Source organism: Streptomyces sp. x-80 (assembly GCF_046549095.1).
GTDB lineage: Bacteria > Actinomycetota > Actinomycetes > Streptomycetales > Streptomycetaceae > Streptomyces > Streptomyces celluloflavus.
Window position 1 is genome coordinate 196771 of the sequence record NZ_JAJPWM010000018.1, and the last position, 18386, is coordinate 215156.

At 70.5% G+C, this 18386-nt stretch carries 11 protein-coding genes and 1 tRNA gene; 1 reads left to right on the forward strand and 11 read right to left on the reverse strand.

The window, feature by feature from the left end; translation table 11 throughout:
• Positions 1-169: 169 nt before the first annotated feature.
• The 9 genes from ACLJWH_RS31260 to ACLJWH_RS31300 all read right to left on the reverse strand — a co-directional run bounded on the left by ACLJWH_RS31260 (position 170) and on the right by ACLJWH_RS31300 (position 14370).
• Entirely contained in the window at positions 170-640 is a 471-nt protein-coding gene (locus ACLJWH_RS31260; RefSeq protein WP_411145126.1) for a Dps family protein, read from the reverse strand.
• Between the two features lie 177 nt (positions 641-817).
• Entirely contained in the window at positions 818-1201 is a 384-nt protein-coding gene (locus ACLJWH_RS31265; protein WP_411145127.1) for a helix-turn-helix domain-containing protein, read from the reverse strand.
• Positions 1202-1295: 94 nt separating this feature from the next.
• Positions 1296-1835, reverse strand: coding sequence for a CinA family protein (locus ACLJWH_RS31270; RefSeq protein ID WP_411145128.1), 540 nt, complete (start codon positions 1833-1835; stop codon positions 1296-1298).
• Positions 1832-2473: a CDP-diacylglycerol--glycerol-3-phosphate 3-phosphatidyltransferase gene (gene pgsA, locus ACLJWH_RS31275; protein ID WP_411145129.1), complete on the reverse strand. Its 642-nt coding sequence runs from the start codon at positions 2471-2473 to the stop codon at positions 1832-1834. Before pgsA ends, ACLJWH_RS31270 begins: the two co-directional genes overlap by 4 nt.
• Positions 2470-3954, reverse strand: coding sequence for a 30S ribosomal protein S12 methylthiotransferase RimO (rimO, locus tag ACLJWH_RS31280; protein ID WP_411145130.1), 1485 nt, complete (start codon positions 3952-3954; stop codon positions 2470-2472). Before rimO ends, pgsA begins: the two co-directional genes overlap by 4 nt.
• 114 nt (positions 3955-4068) lie before the next feature.
• Positions 4069-4872 carry a helix-turn-helix domain-containing protein gene (locus ACLJWH_RS31285; protein ID WP_411145142.1) on the reverse strand — a complete coding sequence of 268 codons (804 nt, stop codon included), beginning with the start codon at positions 4870-4872 and terminating at the stop codon, positions 4069-4071.
• Positions 4873-5095: 223 nt separating this feature from the next.
• Positions 5096-7852, reverse strand: a complete 2757-nt coding sequence (locus tag ACLJWH_RS31290; RefSeq protein ID WP_411145131.1) for a DNA translocase FtsK — start codon at positions 7850-7852, stop codon at positions 5096-5098.
• Positions 7853-7944: 92 nt separating this feature from the next.
• Positions 7945-8604 (reverse strand): two-component system response regulator, encoded by a 660-nt coding sequence (locus ACLJWH_RS31295; protein WP_094792028.1) that lies wholly within the window; start codon positions 8602-8604, stop codon positions 7945-7947.
• Positions 8605-8859: 255 nt separating this feature from the next.
• On the reverse strand, positions 8860-14370 hold the full coding sequence (locus tag ACLJWH_RS31300) for a HAMP domain-containing protein (RefSeq protein WP_411145132.1): 5511 nt from the start codon (positions 14368-14370) through the stop codon (positions 8860-8862).
• A gap of 287 nt (positions 14371-14657) precedes the next feature.
• Between ACLJWH_RS31300 and ACLJWH_RS31305 the strand changes: the two genes are divergently transcribed.
• On the forward strand, positions 14658-17279 hold the full coding sequence (locus ACLJWH_RS31305; protein ID WP_411145143.1) for a SpoIIE family protein phosphatase: 2622 nt from the start codon (positions 14658-14660) through the stop codon (positions 17277-17279).
• A 107-nt stretch (positions 17280-17386) separates the two neighbouring features.
• On the opposite strand, the gene ACLJWH_RS31310 is transcribed toward ACLJWH_RS31305, so the two are convergent.
• Positions 17387-17462 (reverse strand) — tRNA-Thr (locus ACLJWH_RS31310).
• 57 nt (positions 17463-17519) lie between these two features.
• On the reverse strand, positions 17520-18197 hold the full coding sequence (locus ACLJWH_RS31315) for a DegT/DnrJ/EryC1/StrS family aminotransferase (protein ID WP_411145133.1): 678 nt from the start codon (positions 18195-18197) through the stop codon (positions 17520-17522).
• Positions 18198-18386 lie beyond the last annotated feature (189 nt).

Genomic DNA, 18386 nt, shown 5'->3' on the forward strand with positions numbered 1-18386 from the left:
CGGTCCGCGCGCCGCAAAGTCGTGCCACGCCATGGCTGCCTCCTCCGGCCGACGCTAGACGGGGCCCGCCATCCGGCGGCAGGGCGCACCGGGGCATTTCCGGCGCGACGCGGGGCACCCGCCCACCGCTCCGGGGGCGGCACGGCCCCTCAGCCGACGCCGCGGCCCGTCACTGGGACTCGGCCTGGAACATCCAGTGGTGCTTCTCCAGGTCGGCGGTCAGGCCGATGAGGATGTCCTGGGTGACCGGGTCGGGCTCCGCGGTGTCGGTGATCCGCCGACGCATCCGCCCGATGACCGCGGCCAGGGCCGCCACCAGCGCGGCCACGGCGTGGTCATCCTTGATCCAGCCGTCCGTCACCTCGCCGATACCGCTGGTCTTGGCGACGGTCACGGACCGGCCGTCGGGCGAGACGCTGATCGCCGCCGCGCGCTCGGCCACCGTGTCGGCGTGCAGGCGGGCGGTGGCGACCACCTCGTCGAGCTGGAGATGCACGGAGCGGAAGCGCGGGCCGACGACGTTCCAGTGCACCTGCTTCGCGACGAGGGAGAGGTCCACCAGGTCGACCAGGGCTCCTTGCAGAGCGTTCCCGACCACGGTGCGGTCGGCGTCGGACAGCGTGCTTGTGACAACAGACATCCGGATACTCCTGTTCGGGGCGAATGCACCTATTGCGTCATCGTATAAACGATGTCGCGAGGTGAGCGGGCCAAACGGTCCACGCGGGCGCGTCCCCTCCGGTCCGTGCCCGGACGCACACAGCCCGAAGCCCCGGCCGGCTGTTGCCGACCAGGGCTTCGGGCAGGTTCAGGGATGTCAGGCCGCGACGACATCCACGACGTCTGCCGGCGACTTGATGGTCACGCGGTCCTCCGGCACACCGGCCAAGGAGGCGACGGACACCGAATTGAGCTTCGGCCGTACCGGTGCGTGCACCGGGTCGCTCGCGGCGGCGGACTGTGCGAGTTCGGCGAGTGCCAGCTCGTCGCTGACCTCTCGCATGAGTTCGGACATGCGCACATCCAGCGCGTCACAGATCGACGAGAGCAGTTCGGAGGATGCCTCCTTCTGCCCCCTCTCGACCTCGGACAAATAGCCGAGCGACACCCGGGCGGAGGAAGAGACCTCGCGCAGGGTTCGGCCCTGGCGCTGACGCTGTCGGCGCAGCACGTCACCCAGCAGGCGACGAAGCAGAATCATCGCTGGCTCCCTCCTCGGACCTCGGATCCGGATCCTTCTCGACCCACCGTACCGCCTCGGGCGGTAGCCGTGCCGGGCGCAAGTTCGTGTTCTCTCAGGGCTGCAAACATCCATTCCCCCCGTGTTGTTCCGTATCCTGTGCCCGCGCATTTTCTGTCAGTTCGCTCAGCAGCAAGGCGAGCACGGCTTCGACGCTGTCCGTGCGGATCCGCGCACGATCCCCGGCCAGCGTGAGCCGACGGACCGCTCCGGCGCCCGCCGGCCCCCGGACCGCGACGAAGACGGTGCCCACCGGCTGCCCGTCCTGGGGATCGGGCCCGGCGACCCCTGTGGTGGCGAGGCCCCAGTCGGCGCCCAGCACCCGCCGCACGCCGTCGGCCATCTGCCGGGCGACCTCCCCGTCCACGGCCCCGCGCGCGGCGAGCAGCGCCCCGTCCACGCCCAGTACGTCCCGTTTGAGGTCGGTGGCGTAGGCGGTCACCGCGCCGCGGACGACCCGCGAGGCGCCGGGGACGGCGGTCAGTGCCCCCGCGACCAGTCCGCCGGTCAGCGACTCGGCCACCGCCAGCGTCTGCCCTCGGCCGGCGAGCAGCGTCAGCGCTCCGGCCGCCGCGTTACCCGCCGGTCCGTTCACCGTTCGGCGTCCCGCCCGGCCCGCTCCCGGGCCAGCCCGGCCCGGCGCAGCACCACGGCCTGGCGGACGTAGTCCAGCCCCGTGGCGACGGTCAGCACCACCGCCACCGCCATCACCCACCAGCGGAAAGTAGCCAGCGGGCCGGTCAGCACCAGGACGTACATACCGACCGCGGTGCCCTGGGCCAATGTCTTGATCTTGCCCCCGCGACTGGCCGGAATGACACCGTGCTTGATCACCCAGAACCGCATCAGCGTGATGCCCAGCTCGCGGAAGAGGATCACGCCCGTCACCCACCAGGGCAGATCGCCCAGCACCGACAGGCAGATCAGCGCGGATCCCATGATCGTCTTGTCCGCTATCGGGTCGGCGATCTTCCCGAAGTCGGTGACCAGGTTGTACGCGCGTGCCAGATGCCCGTCGAACACGTCGGTGATCATGGCGACGGCGAAGGCGGCCCACGCGAAGGCGCGCCAGGACGGGTCCGTGCCGTCGCCGTGCATCAGCAGCATGACGAAGGCCGGGACCAGCAGCAGCCGCAGCATCGTCAGGACGTTGGCGATGTTCCACAGCCCGGCCTGCCGGACGGCCGGCGCCGGGCGCGGCCTGCCGGCTGCGGAAGCCGGGACTCCGCTCATCTGCCCGCCTCCTCGGCACGCTCCGGACCGTCCACCGACAGCACCTCGGCCACCAGGTCCACGCCCTCGCTGGCCACCACCTTTGCTTCGACCATACGACCGGGTGCGAGCTCCCGGCCGGTCGAGAGCAGGGTGACTCCGTCGGTCTCCGGCGCCTGGTGCGCGGCCCGCCCGACGACGCCCTCCTCCTCGTCGATCCGGTCGACCAGCACCCGGACGCTCTCGCCGACCCGCTCCTCCGCGCGCTGTGCGGTCAGCTCCTCGGCCAGCCAGGAGACCCGCGCCAGCCGCTCGGCGACCACCTCCGGGTCGACCTTGTCCGCGTATGACGCGGCTTCCGTGCCGTCCTCGTCCGAGTAGCCGAAGATGCCGATGGCGTCGAGCCGGGCCTCGGTGAGGAAGCGTTCCAGCTCCGCGACGTCGCTCTCGGTCTCGCCCGGGAAGCCGACGATGAAGTTGGAGCGGGCGCCGGCCTCGGGCGCCTTCGTCCGGATCTGCCGGAGCAGTTCCAGGAAGCGGTCGGTGTCACCGAACCGCCGCATCGCGCGCAGCACACCCGGCGCCGAGTGCTGGAAGGACAGATCGAAGTAGGGCGCCACCTTGTCGGTGCCGGTCAGCACGTCGATCAGTCCGGGGCGCATCTCGGCGGGCTGGAGGTAGCTGACCCGGATCCGCTCGATGCCGTCGACGTCCGCCAGCTCCGGCAGCAGCGTCTCCAGCAGCCGGATGTCGCCGAGGTCCTTGCCGTAGGAGGTGTTGTTCTCGGAGACCAGCATGATCTCTTTGACGCCCTGGCCGGCCAGCCAGCGGGTCTCGCCGAGCACATCGGCGGGCCGGCGCGAGATGAACGAGCCGCGGAAGGACGGGATGGCGCAGAACGAGCAGCGCCGGTCGCAGCCGGAGGCGAGCTTCACCGAGGCCACCGGGTTGCTGCCGAGCCGGCGGCGCAGCGGCGCGCGCGGCCCGGAGGCGGGCGCGACGCCCTCGGGCAGGTCCTCGGGCGGGGTGTCCTGGGCGTGGCCGGGCAGCGCCACATCGGCGGCGCCCTGGCGCTCGGCCGGGCTGATCGGCAGCAGCTTGCGGCGGTCGCGCGGGGTGTGCGAGGCGTGGATGCCGCCGTTGAGGATGGTCTGGAGGCGGTCGGAGATATCGCTGTAGTCGTCGAAACCGAGCACACCGTCGGCCTCGGGCAGCGCCTGGGCCAGTTCCTTGCCGTAGCGCTCGGCCATGCAGCCCACGGCCACCACGGCCTGGGTCCTGCCGTGATCCTTCAGGTCGTTGGCTTCGAGCAGGGCATCGACGGAGTCCTTCTTGGCGGCTTCGACGAATCCGCAGGTGTTGACGACGGCGACATCGGCATCGGCGGCTTCTTCGACGAGCTCCCAGCCGTCCGCTGCCAGGCGGCCTGCGAGCTCCTCCGAGTCCACCTCGTTACGGGCGCAGCCAAGAGTGACAAGGGCGACGGTACGGCGTTCGGGCATGGGGCTCAGCCTACTTCGTCCCGGTCGTGCCCATGGCGTGCAGGTCTGCGGCCGCCGTCCCAGGGCACCCCGGCCGGGGAGCGCTGGGGCAGCGGCCGCAGCTCAGACGCGGTCTCAGCCCGCCTGGGGGTCTCCGGGGGTGTAGCTCAGCCGCTCCACGGACCCCTCGTCGCCGACCTCCTTGACCTCCTTGCCGTTGACGTACAGCTGCACGGCTCCGGCGTTGCCCAGGACCAGGTCGATCCGCTTCTTGTCGGTGAAGGTCATGGACTCGCCCTGCTCCAGCAGGCCGTCCTCCAGGAGCTTGCCGTTGGCGTCCTTGGCGGAGACCCAGCTCTTGCCGTCCCGGGCGGTGACCTTGATCGTCACCTTGTCCTTGGGCAGCCCGGCGATGGCGCCGTCGGAGGGCTCAGGGGCGGGCTTGGCCGGCGGTGCGGAGCGGCTGGGCGCCGGTGCGGGCTTCTCGGCGTCGGCGGAGTCCCCCGCGGCGACCGGGTTGCCGGTGGTCTTGCCGCCGCTGAAGAGCGTGAAGCCGACGAAACCGACGACCGCGACGATCGCCGCGACCATGGCGGCGGTCCAGTTGGGCCGGCGCCGCTCGGGCCGGATCCGCTCGGCCTCGAACAGCGGCGCGGCCGGGGTCGGTGCGGGCCGGCCGCCGTGCTCGGCGTCGTACCGGGCGATCAGCACCTCGGGATCGAGCGAGACGGCGCGGGCGAGCGCACGCAGATGCCCCCGCGCATAGACCTCGCCGCCACAGCGCGAGAAGTCGTCCATCTCGATCGCCTGCACGATGGGGATGCGCACCCGTGTCGTCGTACTGACCTCTTCGACGGTCAGTCCTGCGTCGGTACGGGCCTGCTGGATGGCGCGACCGACGGAAGGCCGGTCGGCTTCGGGAGAGTTGCCGATGGACACGGGGGCGCCTTTCGAGCGTGTAGCCACCTGCTGGAGGTTCAGTCTAGGGGTGGACCGAAAGGGTGGGGCAAGCGGGAGAGCGGAGTTTGTACGCCATCAGAACGCCCGTGGACGGCGCCGCCGGGCCTGCATGATGAAGCATCGTTCCCTCACCTCCTTCCGCTTGACGTATCAGCAGGCGAAACGGTTGCTTTCTCTCGTACGAGTGACCCGCAAATGGGTGCTACGCCGGAGAGTCCCCCCGGATCAGGGCGAGTGCCCCGTCCAGTTCGTCCGGCTTGACCAGCACGTCGCGGGCCTTGGAGCCCTCGCTCGGCCCGACGATGTTCCGCGACTCCATCAGGTCCATCAGCCGCCCGGCCTTGGCGAAGCCCACCCGCAGCTTGCGCTGGAGCATCGACGTCGATCCGAACTGGGTGGACACCACCAGTTCGGCGGCCTGGCAGAGCAGATCGAGGTCGTCGCCGATGTCCTCGTCGATCTCCTTCTTCTTCGCCGTACCGACGGTGACGTCCGCGCGGAAGACCGGCGCCATCTGGTCCTTGCAGTGCTGGACCACCGCCGCGACCTCGGCCTCGGTCACGAAGGCGCCCTGCATACGGACCGGTTTGTTGGCGCCCATCGGCAGGAAGAGCCCGTCGCCCTTGCCGATCAGCTTCTCGGCGCCCGGCTGGTCGAGGATGACCCGGCTGTCGGCGAGCGAGGAGGTGGCGAAGGCGAGCCGGGAGGGCACATTGGCCTTGATCAGACCGGTGACGACATCGACGGACGGGCGCTGGGTGGCCAGCACCAGGTGGATGCCGGCGGCGCGGGCGAGCTGCGTGATGCGGACGATGGAGTCCTCCACGTCCCGCGGCGCGACCATCATCAGGTCCGCCAGCTCGTCGACGATGACCAGCAGATACGGGTACGGGGCCAGCTCGCGCTCGCTGCCCTCGGGTGAGGTGACCTTGCCGTTGCGCACCGCTTCGTTGAAGTCGTCGATGTGCCGGAAGCCGTACGCCGCCAGGTCGTCGTAGCGCAGGTCCATCTCGCGCACCACCCACTGGAGCGCCTCGGCGGCACGCTTGGGGTTGGTGATGATCGGCGTGATCAGGTGCGGGATGCCCTCGTAAGCGGTCAGTTCCACCCGCTTGGGGTCGACCAGCACCATCCGCACGTCGTCCGGGGTGGCGCGGATCATCACCGAGGTGATCAGGCAGTTGATGCAGGAGGACTTGCCGGAGCCGGTCGCACCGGCGACCAGGACGTGCGGCATCTTCGTCATGTTGGCCATGACATAGCCGCCCTCGACGTCCTTGCCGAGCGCCACCAGCATCGGGTGGTCGTCGCCCGCGGCGTCCGCGAGCCGCAGGACGTCGCCGAGGTTGACCATCTCGCGGTCGGTGTTGGGGATCTCGATGCCCACCGCGGACTTGCCGGGGATCGGGCTGATGATGCGGACATCGGGGCTGGCCACCGCGTAGGCGATGTTCTTGGCCAGCGCGGTGATCTTCTCGACCTTGACGGCCGGACCCAGCTCGACCTCGTAGCGGGTGACCGTCGGCCCACGGGTGAAACCGGTGACCGCGGCATCGACCTTGAACTCCTGGAAGACCGTGGTCAGCGCCGCCACTATCGCGTCGTTGGCGGCGCTGCGGGTCTTGCCGGGGCCCCCGCGGGAGAGCAGGTCGAGGGAGGGCAGCGCGTAGCTGATGTCACCGGCCAGCTGGAGCTGTTCGGCGCGCGGCGGCAGATCCGCGGGCGGCTCCGGCGCTGCCTTGGTGAAGTCCGGCACCGACGGGGTGGGCTCGGCGCCGGCCGGCTGCGCGCCACGGGCCGCCGGCACAGCGCCGCTGTCCGCCCCGGCCCGCTCCCGCCGCTCCCCGGAGATTCCGCTGCTCAGGCCCGCGACGAGCGGGGACGGCTGGACGCCGTGCAGCACCGCGCCGTCCAGCGCGGCGGCGGCCGCGGCGGCCACGTCGACCGCGTCCATCGGCCGGTCCGGGTCGGGCACCGCGGCGGCCCGGCGCGGGCGGCGGCGCTTGGCCAGCGCCTCTTCCTCGCTCGCGTCCGGGTCCGCCGGACCGCCCGCCGCGGCGCCGCGGCGCCGGCCGCGCGCCGGCTGCTCCCGCCACTCCTCCGCGTACTCCTCCGCCTCCCAGTCCGACGGCTCGGGCTCGGTGGGCTCCAGCACGCCCAGCTTGACGCCGAGCGCGCGCAGCCGCTGCGGAATGGCGTTCACCGGCGTCGCGGTGACCACCAGCAGCCCGAAGACGGTCAGCAGTACCAGCAGCGCCACCGCCAGGGTCTGGCCGACGGCGAAGACCAGCGGTTTGGACGCGGCCCAGCCGACATACCCACCGGCGTCCTGTACGGCCGCGATGCCGGCGCTCCGGCCCGGCGAACCGCAGGCGATCGCCACCTGTCCGAGGATGCCGAGGACCAGCGCGGACAGCCCGATGATGATCCGGCCGTTGGCCTCCGGCTGCTCGGGGTGGCGGATGAGCCGGACGGCGATGCCGCCCAGCAGGATCGGCACGACCAGGTCGAGCCGGCCGAACGCGCCGGTGACCAGCAGTGCGACGAGGTCCCCGACCGGGCCGCTGAGGTTGGACCAGGTGCCGGCCGCGACGACCAGCGCCAGGCCGAGCAGCAGCAGACCCAGCCCGTCCTTGCGGTGCGCCGGGTCGAGGTTCTTCGCACCGTGGCCCATCCCGCGGAACATCGCCCCGATGGCGTGCGCCAGCCCGAGCCAGCAGGCGCGGACGAGGCGGTAGACACCGCCGGTGGGTGACGGCGCCGGTTTCGGGGCGGCCTTCTTGGCGGGCGCCCTCTTGGCCGGTGCCTTCTTCGCGGCCACGGGCTTCTTCAGCGGCGGCTTCTTGGCGGGAGCCTTCTTCGCGGCGGTCTTCTTGGCCGCGCCCGCGGGCTGTCCGGCGCGCTGCTTCGAGGGGCCCGCCGAGCTCTGGGTTCCCTTGCCGGACGTACGTGAGGCCATGATGAGGAGGTTACAGGCGACGGCGGGCGTGACACGAGCGCACGACGCTTCACCCATCCGTGTCGTGCGCCCGTCTCATGAGCGGGCGTCAGTCAGCCCACGCCGTTGCCCGAGCCCGGCTCCAGTGCGTCCAGCGCCCTGCGCAGGCCGGTCAGTTTGCGTTCCAGATGTGCCGCGGTGGCCACCGCGGCGGCGTCCGCCGCCTCGTCCAACTGCTTGGACAGCGCCTCGGCCTGCTCCTCGACCGCGGCCAGCCGCGCCGACAGCTCGGCGAGCAGCCCCGCGGACTCCTTCGTCTCGTCGGCGCTCGGGCGCCCGCCCTCCAGCTGCAACCGCAGCAGGGCTGCCTGCTCACGCAGTTGGCAGTTCTTCATGTAGAGGTCGACGAAGACCGAGACCTTCGCGCGCAGCACCCACGGGTCGAACGGCTTGGAGATGTAGTCGACCGCACCGGCCGCGTAACCGCGGAAGGTGTGGTGCGGGCCGTGGTTGATGGCCGTGAGGAAGATGATCGGGATGTCCCGGGTGCGTTCACGGCGCTTGATGTGCGCCGCGGTCTCGAATCCGTCCATCCCCGGCATCTGCACATCGAGCAGAATGACCGCGAAATCGTCCGTGAGCAGTGCTTTGAGCGCTTCCTCCCCGGACGATGCCCGCACCAGCGTCTGATCGAGCGCGGAGAGGATCGCCTCCAGCGCCAGCAGATTCTCCGGCCGGTCATCGACCAGGAGGATCTTGGCCTTCTGCACCATGGCCCGTCCTCCTCGCCCCGGCAGTACACCGGACGCCGCCCCAGGGGACGACTCCGTCATGCCGCCCGTCCTTGTGCCGGTCATGGTAGCTGCACCCCGCCTGTCGCCACACCCTGTCACCGCGATGTCACTGTGCACGTAGCAGAAACGCAGGGAGAGACCAGAAGGTTCCCCGAACCGCGCGCTTCCACACGTCCACGGCCACACTGCGTCAGCACGCGGTGATCCTCGTACGCCTCCATAGTGGACGCCCCGTCACTCCGCGCGCATCCATTGCTCCATGACCGACAACAGATGATCGGTATCCACCGGCTTGGTCACATAGTCGGAAGCTCCGGAGTCGATGCTCTTCTCCCGGTCGCCCTTCATCGCCTTCGCGGTCAGCGCGATGATGGGCAGCCCGGCGAACTGCGGCATCCGGCGGATCGCGGCCGTGGTCGCGTACCCGTCCATCTCCGGCATCATGATGTCCATCAGCACCAGGACGACATCGTCGTGCTGCTCCAGCACCTCGATGCCCTCCCGGCCGTTCTCCGCGTACAGCACCGAAAGCCCGTGCTGCTCCAGGACGCTGGTGAGCGCGAAGACATTGCGGATGTCGTCGTCGACGATCAGCACCTTCTCACCGTGGAACCCGCTCTCGCCCACCGGGTCCACCAGATCCTGGCCGTTGCCGATCCAGGGCTCCTCCACGGGCTGCTGGGCGGCCGGCGGCAGGGACGGCAGGGGCGCCCGCTGCGGCGGGGCGGCCGGGGAGCGGCCCGGCAGTGCGAAGCGGCGGGCCGCGCCCGAAACCGCGCGGCGGCGGCGCCGGTTGAGCGCACCGCCCGCCCGCTCGTCGGCCTGCCGTTCGTCGGCCTCGGCCTGCCGGCCGACCTCCGTCTCGCGCGCCTCCGCGTCCATCGCCAGGCCGCCCGCCACCAGCTGCGGGTAGCCCTGTGGCGGCAGACCGCCCTGATTGTGCGGCAGGTAGAGCGTGAAGGTGGAACCGCGGCCCGGCTCACTGGCGGCGTGGATCTCGCCGCCCAGCAGCCGGGCGATCTCCCGGCTGATGGACAGTCCCAGGCCCGTGCCGCCGTACTTGCGGCTGGTCGTGCCGTCCGCCTGCTTGAACGCCTCGAAGATGACCCGCATCTTGCTGGACGCGATACCGATGCCGGTGTCGGTCACCGAGAACGCGATCATGGCGGCGTCCGGATCGCGCAGCGCACCGTGCTCCAGCAGCTGCTCGCGGATCGCCACCGGCACCTCCGCGCCGGCCGGCCGGATGACCAGTTCGACGGCGCCGCTGTCGGTGAACTTCACCGCGTTGGAGAGCAGATTGCGCAATACCTGGAGCAGCCGCTGCTCATCGGTGTGCAGCGTGGCGGGCAGCTCCGGGGAGACCCGCACGGAGAAGTCGAGTCCCTTCTCCGCGGTCAGCGGCCGGAACGTCGCCTCGACGTAGTCGACGAGCTGGACCAGCGCGATCCGCGTCGGGCTGACGTCCATCTTGCCCGCCTCCACCTTCGACAGGTCGAGGATGTCGTTGATCAGCTGGAGCAGGTCGCTGCCCGCGCCGTGGATCGTCTCGGCGAACTCCACCTGCTTCGGCGAGAGATTGCCCTCGGCGTTGTCGGCCAGCAACTTGGCGAGAATCAGCAGGGAGTTGAGCGGCGTGCGCAGCTCGTGCGACATGTTCGCCAGGAACTCCGACTTGTAGCGCATCGAGACCGCGAGCTGCTCGGCACGCTCCTCCAGGACCTGCCGCGCCTCCTCGATCTCGGTGTTCTTCACCTCGATGTCGCGGTTCTGCTCGCGCAGTTGCTCGGCCTTCTCCTCCAGCTCGGAGTTGGACAGCTCCAGCGCCTTCTGCCGGCTCTCCAGCTCCCCGGACCGCTCCTTGAGCTGCTCGGTCAGCTCCTGCGACTGCTTGAGCAGCACCTCGGTCTTGGTGTTGACCGAGATGGTGTTGACGCTGGTCGCGATCATCTCGGCGATCTGGCTGAGGAAGTCCTTCTGGATCTGCGTGAACGGCTGGAAGGAGGCCAGCTCGATCACCCCGAGCACCTTGTCCTCGAAGAGCACCGGCAGCACGATCACATTCGCCGGCGGCGCCTCACCGAGCCCGGAAGCGATCTTGAGGTAGCCGGCCGGGACGTTCTCCACCAGGATGGTGCGCCCCTCCGCGGCGGCCGTGCCGATCAGCGTCTCGCCCGGCCGGAAGGTCGTCGGCATCCCGCCCATCGCGTAACCGTAGGAGCCCATCAGCCGCAGCTCGTACGCGCCCGCCTCGCCACCGTCCGTGCGCAGCTCCCGGCTGTCGGGCCGGTCCGCGAGGAAGAACGCGCCGTGCTGCGCGGAGACCGCGGGGGACAGCTCGCTCATGATGAGCGTGGCGACGTCCTTGAGGTCACGGCGGCCCTGCATCAGACCGGAGATCCGGGCCAGATTGCCCTTGAGCCAGTCCTGTTCCTCGTTGGCGAGAGTGGTCTCACGCAGCGTGGAGATCATGGTGTTGACGTTGTCCTGGAGCTCCAGGATCTCGCCGGCCGCGTCCACATCGATGCGGACGTTGTGGTCGCCGAGGGTGACCGCGGCGGCGACCGCGGCGATGGCGCGCACCTGACGGGTCAGGTTGCCCGCCATCTCGTTCACCGATTCGGTCAGGTCCTTCCAGGTGCCGGCCACGCCCCGCACCTGCGCCTGGCCGCCGAGCTGGCCCTCCGTACCCACCTCGCGGGCCACCCTGGTGACCTGCTCGGCGAAGGACGACAGCTGATCGACCATGGTGTTGATGGTGGTCTTCAGCGCGAGGATCTCGCCGCGCGCATCGATGTCGATCTTCTTGGTCAGATCACCCTTGGCGATGGCGGTGGTGACCATGGCGATGTTGCGTACCTGGCCGGTGAGGTTGTTGGCCATCGAGTTCACCGACTCGGTGAGGTCCCGCCACGTGCCGGCGACACCGGGGACGCGGGCCTGGCCGCCCAGGATGCCGTCGGTGCCCACCTCACGGGCCACCCGCGTGACCTCGTCGGCGAACGACGACAGCGTCGTGACCATCGTGTTGACCGTGTCGGCGAGCTGTGCGACCTCGCCCCGCGCCTCGACCGTGACCTTCTTCGTCAGATCGCCGTTGGCGACCGCCGCCGAGACCTGCGAGATGTTGCGCACCTGGATGGTCAGGTTGTTGGCCATCAGGTTGACGTTGTCGCTGAGGTCCCGCCAGATACCGGTGGCACCCGCCACCCGCGCCTGGCCGCCCAACTGCCCCTCGGTGCCCACCTCACGGGCCACCCGCGTCACCTGCTCGGCGAACGAGGAGAGCTGGTCGACCATGGTGTTGACGGTCGTGACGAGTTCGAGGATCTCGCCCTTGGCGTCGACGGTGATCTTCTTGGACAGGTCGCCGCGGGCCACCGCGGTCGTCACCTCGGCGATGTTGCGGACCTGGGACGTCAGGTTGTTCGCCATGAAGTTGACGGACTGGGTGAGGTCCTTCCACGTCCCGCTGACACCCTGCACCTCCGCCTGGCCGCCCAGCATGCCCTCGGTACCCACCTCGCGGGCGACCCGGGTGACCTGCTCCGCGAAGGACGACAGCTGGTCGACCATCGTGTTCAGGGTGTTCTTCAGCTCCAGGATCTCGCCCCGGGCGTCCACGTCGATCTTCTGCGACAGATCACCGCGCGCCACCGCCGTGGCCACCTGGGCGATGTTGCGGACCTGCGCCGTCAGGTTGCCGGCCATGCCGTTCACCGAGTCGGTCAGATCGCGCCAGACGCCCGCGACGCCCGGCACCTGCGCCTGGCCGCCCAGCCTGCCGTCCGTACCGACCTCCCGGGCGACCCGGGTGACCTGCTCGGCGAATGCGGAGAGCTGGTCGACCATCGTGTTGATGGTGTTCTTCAGCTCCAGGATCTCGCCGCGCGCGTCCACGTCGATCTTCTGCGACAGATCGCCACGCGCCACCGCCGTCGTCACCTGGGCGATCTGCCGCACCTGTGACGTCAGGTTTCCCGCCATGAAGTTGACGGAGTCGGTCAGTTCCTTCCAGGTGCCGCTGACGCCGTCCACCCGGGCCTGCCCGCCGAGCTGGCCCTCCGTCCCCACGTCCCGGGCCATCCGCGTGACCTGGTCCGCGAACGACGACAGCTGATCCACCATGGTGTTCACGGTGTTCTTCAGCTGGAGCATCTCGCCGGAGACATCGACGGTGACCTTCTGCGACAGATCGCCGTTGGCGACCGCCGTCGTCACCTGCGCGATATTGCGCACCTGCCCGGTCAGGTTGCGGAAGGCCGTGTTCACGGAGTCCGTGAGGTCCTTCCACGTGCCCGCCGCGCCCGGCACCGCCGCCTGACCGCCCAGTTCGCCCTCGACGCCGATCTCCCGCGCCACCCGCGTCACTTCGGCACCGAACGACGACAGTTGCCCCACCATCGTGTTGACGGTGTTCTTCAACTCCAGCATTTCACCGGCCACATCGACGGTGACCGTCTGCGACAGGTCACCATTGGCGACCGCCGTCGTCACCTGCGCGATGTCCCGCACCTGCGCCGTGAGATTGCGGAACGCGGTGTTCACCGAGTCGGTGAGGTCCTTCCACGTCCCGGCCGCGCCCGGCACCTGCGCCTGCCCGCCGAGCTGCCCCTCGGCGCCGACCTCGCTCGCCACCCGCGTCACTTCGTCCGCGAAGGTCCGCAGCGTCTCGGTCATGGTGTTGATGGTGTCGGCGAGCTGCGCGACCTCGCCGCGCGCGCTGACCGTGACCTTCTGCGACAGATCGCCGCTCGCGACGGCGGTCGTGACCTGGGCGATGCCCCGTACCTGCGCGGTGAGGTTTCCGGCCATGAGATTGACCGAATCCGTCAGGTCCTTCCACACCCCGGCGACACCGGGGACCTGCGCCTGCCCACCGAGTTCCCCCTCCGTACCGACCTCGCGCGCGACGCGGGTCACTTCGGAGGCGAACGAGGACAGCTGGTCCACCATCGTGTTGACGGTGTTCTTGAGCTCCAGCATCTCCCCGGCCACGTGCACCGTGACCTTCCGGGACAGATCACCCTTGGCGACCGCGGTGGTCACCAGAGCGATGTCCCGCACCTGCGCGGTCAGCCGGGAGGCCATCGTGTTGACGGACTCGGTGAGGTCCTTCCACGATCCGGACATACCGCGCACCCGCGCCTGCCCGCCGAGCTTGCCCTCCGTACCGACCTCGCTGGCCACCCGGGTGACCTCGTCGGTGAACGCCGAGAGCTGGTCCACGAGCCCGTTGACCGTACGGCCGACCTTCAGGAACTCGCCCCGCAGCGGATGCTCCGAGGCCCCGTCGGAACTCCGTGAACGCAGATCCATCCGCTGTTCCAGATCGCCCTCGGACACCGCCGACAGCACCCGTCCCACCTCGGAGACGGGCCGTACGAGGTCGTCCACCAGGGAGTTCGAGGCGTCGATGGCCGCGGCCCAGGAGCCCTCGCAGGCGCCGACCTCCAGCCGTTCCGTGAGCTTTCCCTCACGTCCGACGACCCTGCGCACCCGGGCCAGCTCGCCGGTCAGATGCAGATTGCGGTCCGCGACCTCGTTGAAGACCGCGGCGATCTCCGACATGACACCGTCGCCGGACACCGTGAGCCGTTTGCGGAAGTTCCCGTCCCGCATGGCGACCAGTGCGACCAACAGCCGGTTCAGCGCAGCCGTATCCACTTCGGTCGTCCCACTACTCCGGGATCGTCCGCTCTTTGTGCGCGTGCTCACGCCCCGCGCCGCTGCGCCAGACTCCACCGTGTCCCTCCCGCAGGGTCGACCGTTCCACCCGGGCTTTCTCCTGATACCTGCCCAGTGTTTCACCCCGGCGCACCGAAGCCGCCGGAGGCCGAAACGTAACCACACCCCCGCCCGGTCACTGAAACCGCAAACCGCCGGACATCGCCGCCGGAGTGCGTCTGGTCCCGGAAAGCATCCCTTCGTTCCCACTCCGCGCACCGACGGTCTAGCCTGGCTAGCGCATCGAGGCCGCGAGAAACGGGCACAGGACTCGGGGGAGCGACGAACAACCAATGGGGAGTGCTGTGATCACCGCGCGGGCCGCTGCCACGTTCGAGCCGGTCGGGCGCTCGGTTGCCAGCGCCCGCGCGTTCGTCCGCGACACCCTCCAGGGCTGGGGACACGGCGACATCGTCGACGACGCCGTCGTCCTGACCAGCGAGCTGGTCACCAACGCCGTCGTACACGCCGGCACCTCCGCCGACGTGCTCTGCCTGCGGACGGACGGCGGCGTGCGCATCTCGGTCGCCGACCGCTACCCCGAACGCGAGATTCCGCTCCAGCACTCCGGCCGGACCGTCGTCCCCCCCGACCGCGAGGGCGGCCGCGGCCTGCTGCTGTGCGGCGCGCTGGCCTCCCTCTGGGGCGTGGAGTACACCGCCGCCCAGAAGCACGTCTGGTTCCAGCTCGACCTCCCCGAGCGCCCGGCCGGCACCCGCTCCGCCGGCCCCGCGCTCCCCGTGGACGCCCTGCCCGCCACCGACGGCCGGGTACGGGTCGCCGTGCTCCAGATCGACCGCGGCGGCTGCGTCACCTCCTGGAACGACGACGCCCGGGACCTCTTCGCCTACGGCCCCGAACAGGTCGTCGGCAAACCCCTCACCGACTTCGCCGCCTGGCCGCACACCCCCGGCACCGGCACCGGCATCGCCGAGGCGCTCCGGCTCTCCCGCTGGGAGGGCTCCTACGGCATCCGGGGCGCCGACGGCCGGGTCGTCCCCGTCTACGCCTCCCACCTGCGCGTCCGCGACGCCGACGGCGAGGCGTCCACGGTCTGCCTCCTGGTCCGCGACCACGAACGGGCGATCCTCCAGAGCCCGCAGCGCACCCCCGCCCCGGACGCGGCCGCCCAGCCCGAGGGCCGCCCGTCCGACCCGTTCGAGGTCTTCATCGGCTCACCGGCCCCCGACGACCTGGACGGACTGCTCCAGCGCACCGTCGAGCGCGCCCGCGACATGCTCGACGGCGACGCCGCCTACCTCCTGCTGGCCACCGACGACGAGACCGAGCTGGAGGTCCGCGCCTCCACGGGCCTGCCCTCGGCCCGCCAGCGCTTCGCCCGCGTCCCCGTGGAGGCCGGATCCGGACGCTACGGCTCCGCCCGGATGCCCGCCGTCCACGAAGACCTCAGCGCCGTCCCCGGCAGCGTCCCCCTGCTCAGCGGCACGGGCATGCGCTCCGTCGTCACGGTCCCGCTCAAGGTCGAGGGCCGGCTCACCGGCTCCCTCGGCGTCGCCGCCGAGGCCGCGGGACGCTACTCCAACGAAGAGGCGCTGCGCCTCCAGTTCGCCGCCGACCGCATCGCCCTGGCCGTCGAACGCGCCCGGCTCACCGAGCTGGAGCGGCTGCGCCGCGGTTCGCTCTCCTTCCTCGTCGAGGCGTCCGACCTCCTGGCCGGCACTCTTGACCGCGACCAGACCCTGGCCCTGATGGCCCAGATGACGGTCCCCACCCTCGCCACCTGGTGCGCCGTCTACACCGTCGCCGACCAGACCTCCGAACCCGAGCTCTCCTACGTCCTGCACGAGGACGAGGACCGCATCGACGGCCTCAAGACCCTCCTGATGAAGGTCGATCCGCCCGAGCCGGTCCCGACCCCCGGCGCCCGCGTCTGGACCGCGCCCACCGACGCCGCCCACGATGCCGCGCTGCGCACCTCGCTGCGCAACCTGGGCCTGGGCAGCCCCGCCCGTCCCGGCACGGGCCCCGGCCCCTCGCTCGCCACCGCCTCCGCCGTCGGCGGCGAGACCGTCGTGCTGCCCCTCGTCGCGCGCAACCGCGTCATCGGCATGCTCACCCTCGGCAAGCCCAGCGAGGAGCACTTCCGCCAGGAGATCCTCGAACTCGCCGAGGACCTCTCCCGCCGGGCCGCCCTCGCCCTGGACAACGCCCGCCTCTACTCCGAGCGCACGGCCATCAGCCAGTCCCTCCAGCGCAGCCTGCTGCCCCCGGAGCTGCCCGAGGTCCCCGGCGTCGAGGTCGAGGTCATCTACCGCGCCGCCGGCGAGGGCAACGAGGTCGGCGGCGACTTCTACGACCTCTTCCCGATCCGCGACGGTGCGTACGGCTTCGCCATCGGCGACGTCTGCGGCACGGGCCCGGAGGCCGCCGCCGTCACCGGCCTGGCCCGGCACGCCCTGCGGCTGCTCGCCCGCGAGGGCTTCGGCGGCCCCGCGGTACTGGAGCGGCTCAACGCCGCCATCCTCGACGAAGGCGCCCGCAGCCGTTTCCTCACCCTCCTCTACGGCGAGCTCTGGCCGCAGCGCGACGGCAGCGCCGTCCTCAAGGTCGTCTGCGCCGGCCACCCGCTACCGCTCCGCCTGCGCCAGGACGGCACGGTCGAACCGGCCGCCGAACCCCAGCCCCTTCTCGGCGTCATGGACGACCTGGAGCTCTACGAGCAGACCATCACCCTCGACCCGGGTGACGTCCTCCTGTGCGTCACCGACGGCGTCACCGAACGCCGCGAGGGCACCCGCATGCTCGGCGACGACGGCCTCACCGACGTCCTCACCACCTGTACGGGCCTGACGGCGGGCGCCGTCGCCGCCCGCGTCCTGCGCGCCGTGGAACGCTTCGCCGCAGAGCCCGCCTCCGACGACATGGCCATCCTCGCCATGCGCGTCCCCGAATTCCCGGCCGGCTGACGGACCGGGCCACGGCCGGGCATCGGCCAACCGCCCCGAAGCCGACCCCGTTACGCCCCTTATCCCCACGCAAAAAGGCCCCCGCCATGTGGCGAGGGCCTTTTCTCTGGAGCCCCAATACGGAATCGAACCGTAGACCTTCTCCTTACCATGGAGACGCTCTGCCGACTGAGCTATTGGGGCGCGGCAACGAGAGAAAGCATACCCGAAATCCCCCGCACCGCCGAATCGCCCGCCCACTTAAAAGGCCGGCTGCAACAATCCACCCAGCGCATTGCAGGCACTGACTATCTTGTGCAGCTCCCGACGTGACAATCCCGCATGCACGGGCAGCGCCAGCGTCTCCTCGACGGCCCGCTCGGTGCACGGCAGAAACACCTCCCGCCGCAGCCCCGGCATCCGGTACACAGGCGCCCGCACCGGCACCTGGCATGCGACACCTTTGGCCCGCAGCGCTCGCGCGAACGCATCCCGGTCCGGCCGCCCGTTCCCCGGCACCCGCACCACATACCGCTCGTAGGTATGCCCCGCCGCGGCCGTCGGCGTCACCACCCCGCTGAGCCTGCCGTCCAGATACGCCGCATGCGTCCGCCGCCGCTCCACTCCGTCCGGCTCCGCCCCAAGCTCTCCCTCGACCACCACCAACAGCCCGTGCCGTCGCCCGACTTCACGGATCCGTCCCACGTCCGCCTGCCGCCCGAACCGATGTACCGCGACGACCGCGACCGTGCGGCCGGACACGGCAGCCGATACCGCGGCAGGGTCGAGGCAGTAGCTGTCGGCGTCCACATCGGCGAACACCGGCACCGCGCCCACCCGCACCACCGCCTCCGCCACCTCGGCGTTGCCATACGCCGGCACCACGACTTCGTCGCCTGCGTGCACACCGGCCGACTTGAGCGTTCCCGCTGTCCCCATGACTGCGGATCCTGACCACACAAAGTGAACGCCGCGTTACACCCATCGCGGTAAAAACGAAACAAAAAAGCTCCGGTCCCTGAACCAAAAGGTTCAAGGACCGGAGCTGAAAAATTGTTCGGCGGCGTCCTACTCTCCCACAGAGTCCCCTCTGCAGTACCATCGGCGCTGAAAGGCTTAGCTTCCGGG

Coding starts and splice junctions, on each gene's coding strand:
- pgsA (WP_411145129.1), bottom strand. CDS start 2,473: ATGAGCGGAGTCCCGGCTTCCGCAGCCGGCAGGCCGCGCCCGGCGCCG.
- ACLJWH_RS31260 (WP_411145126.1), bottom strand. CDS start 640: ATGTCTGTTGTCACAAGCACGCTGTCCGACGCCGACCGCACCGTGGTC.
- ACLJWH_RS31290 (WP_411145131.1), bottom strand. CDS start 7,852: ATGGCCTCACGTACGTCCGGCAAGGGAACCCAGAGCTCGGCGGGCCCC.
- rimO (WP_411145130.1), bottom strand. CDS start 3,954: ATGCCCGAACGCCGTACCGTCGCCCTTGTCACTCTTGGCTGCGCCCGT.
- ACLJWH_RS31295 (WP_094792028.1), bottom strand. CDS start 8,604: ATGGTGCAGAAGGCCAAGATCCTCCTGGTCGATGACCGGCCGGAGAAT.
- ACLJWH_RS31265 (WP_411145127.1), bottom strand. CDS start 1,201: ATGATTCTGCTTCGTCGCCTGCTGGGTGACGTGCTGCGCCGACAGCGT.
- ACLJWH_RS31315 (WP_411145133.1), bottom strand. CDS start 18,197: ATGGGGACAGCGGGAACGCTCAAGTCGGCCGGTGTGCACGCAGGCGAC.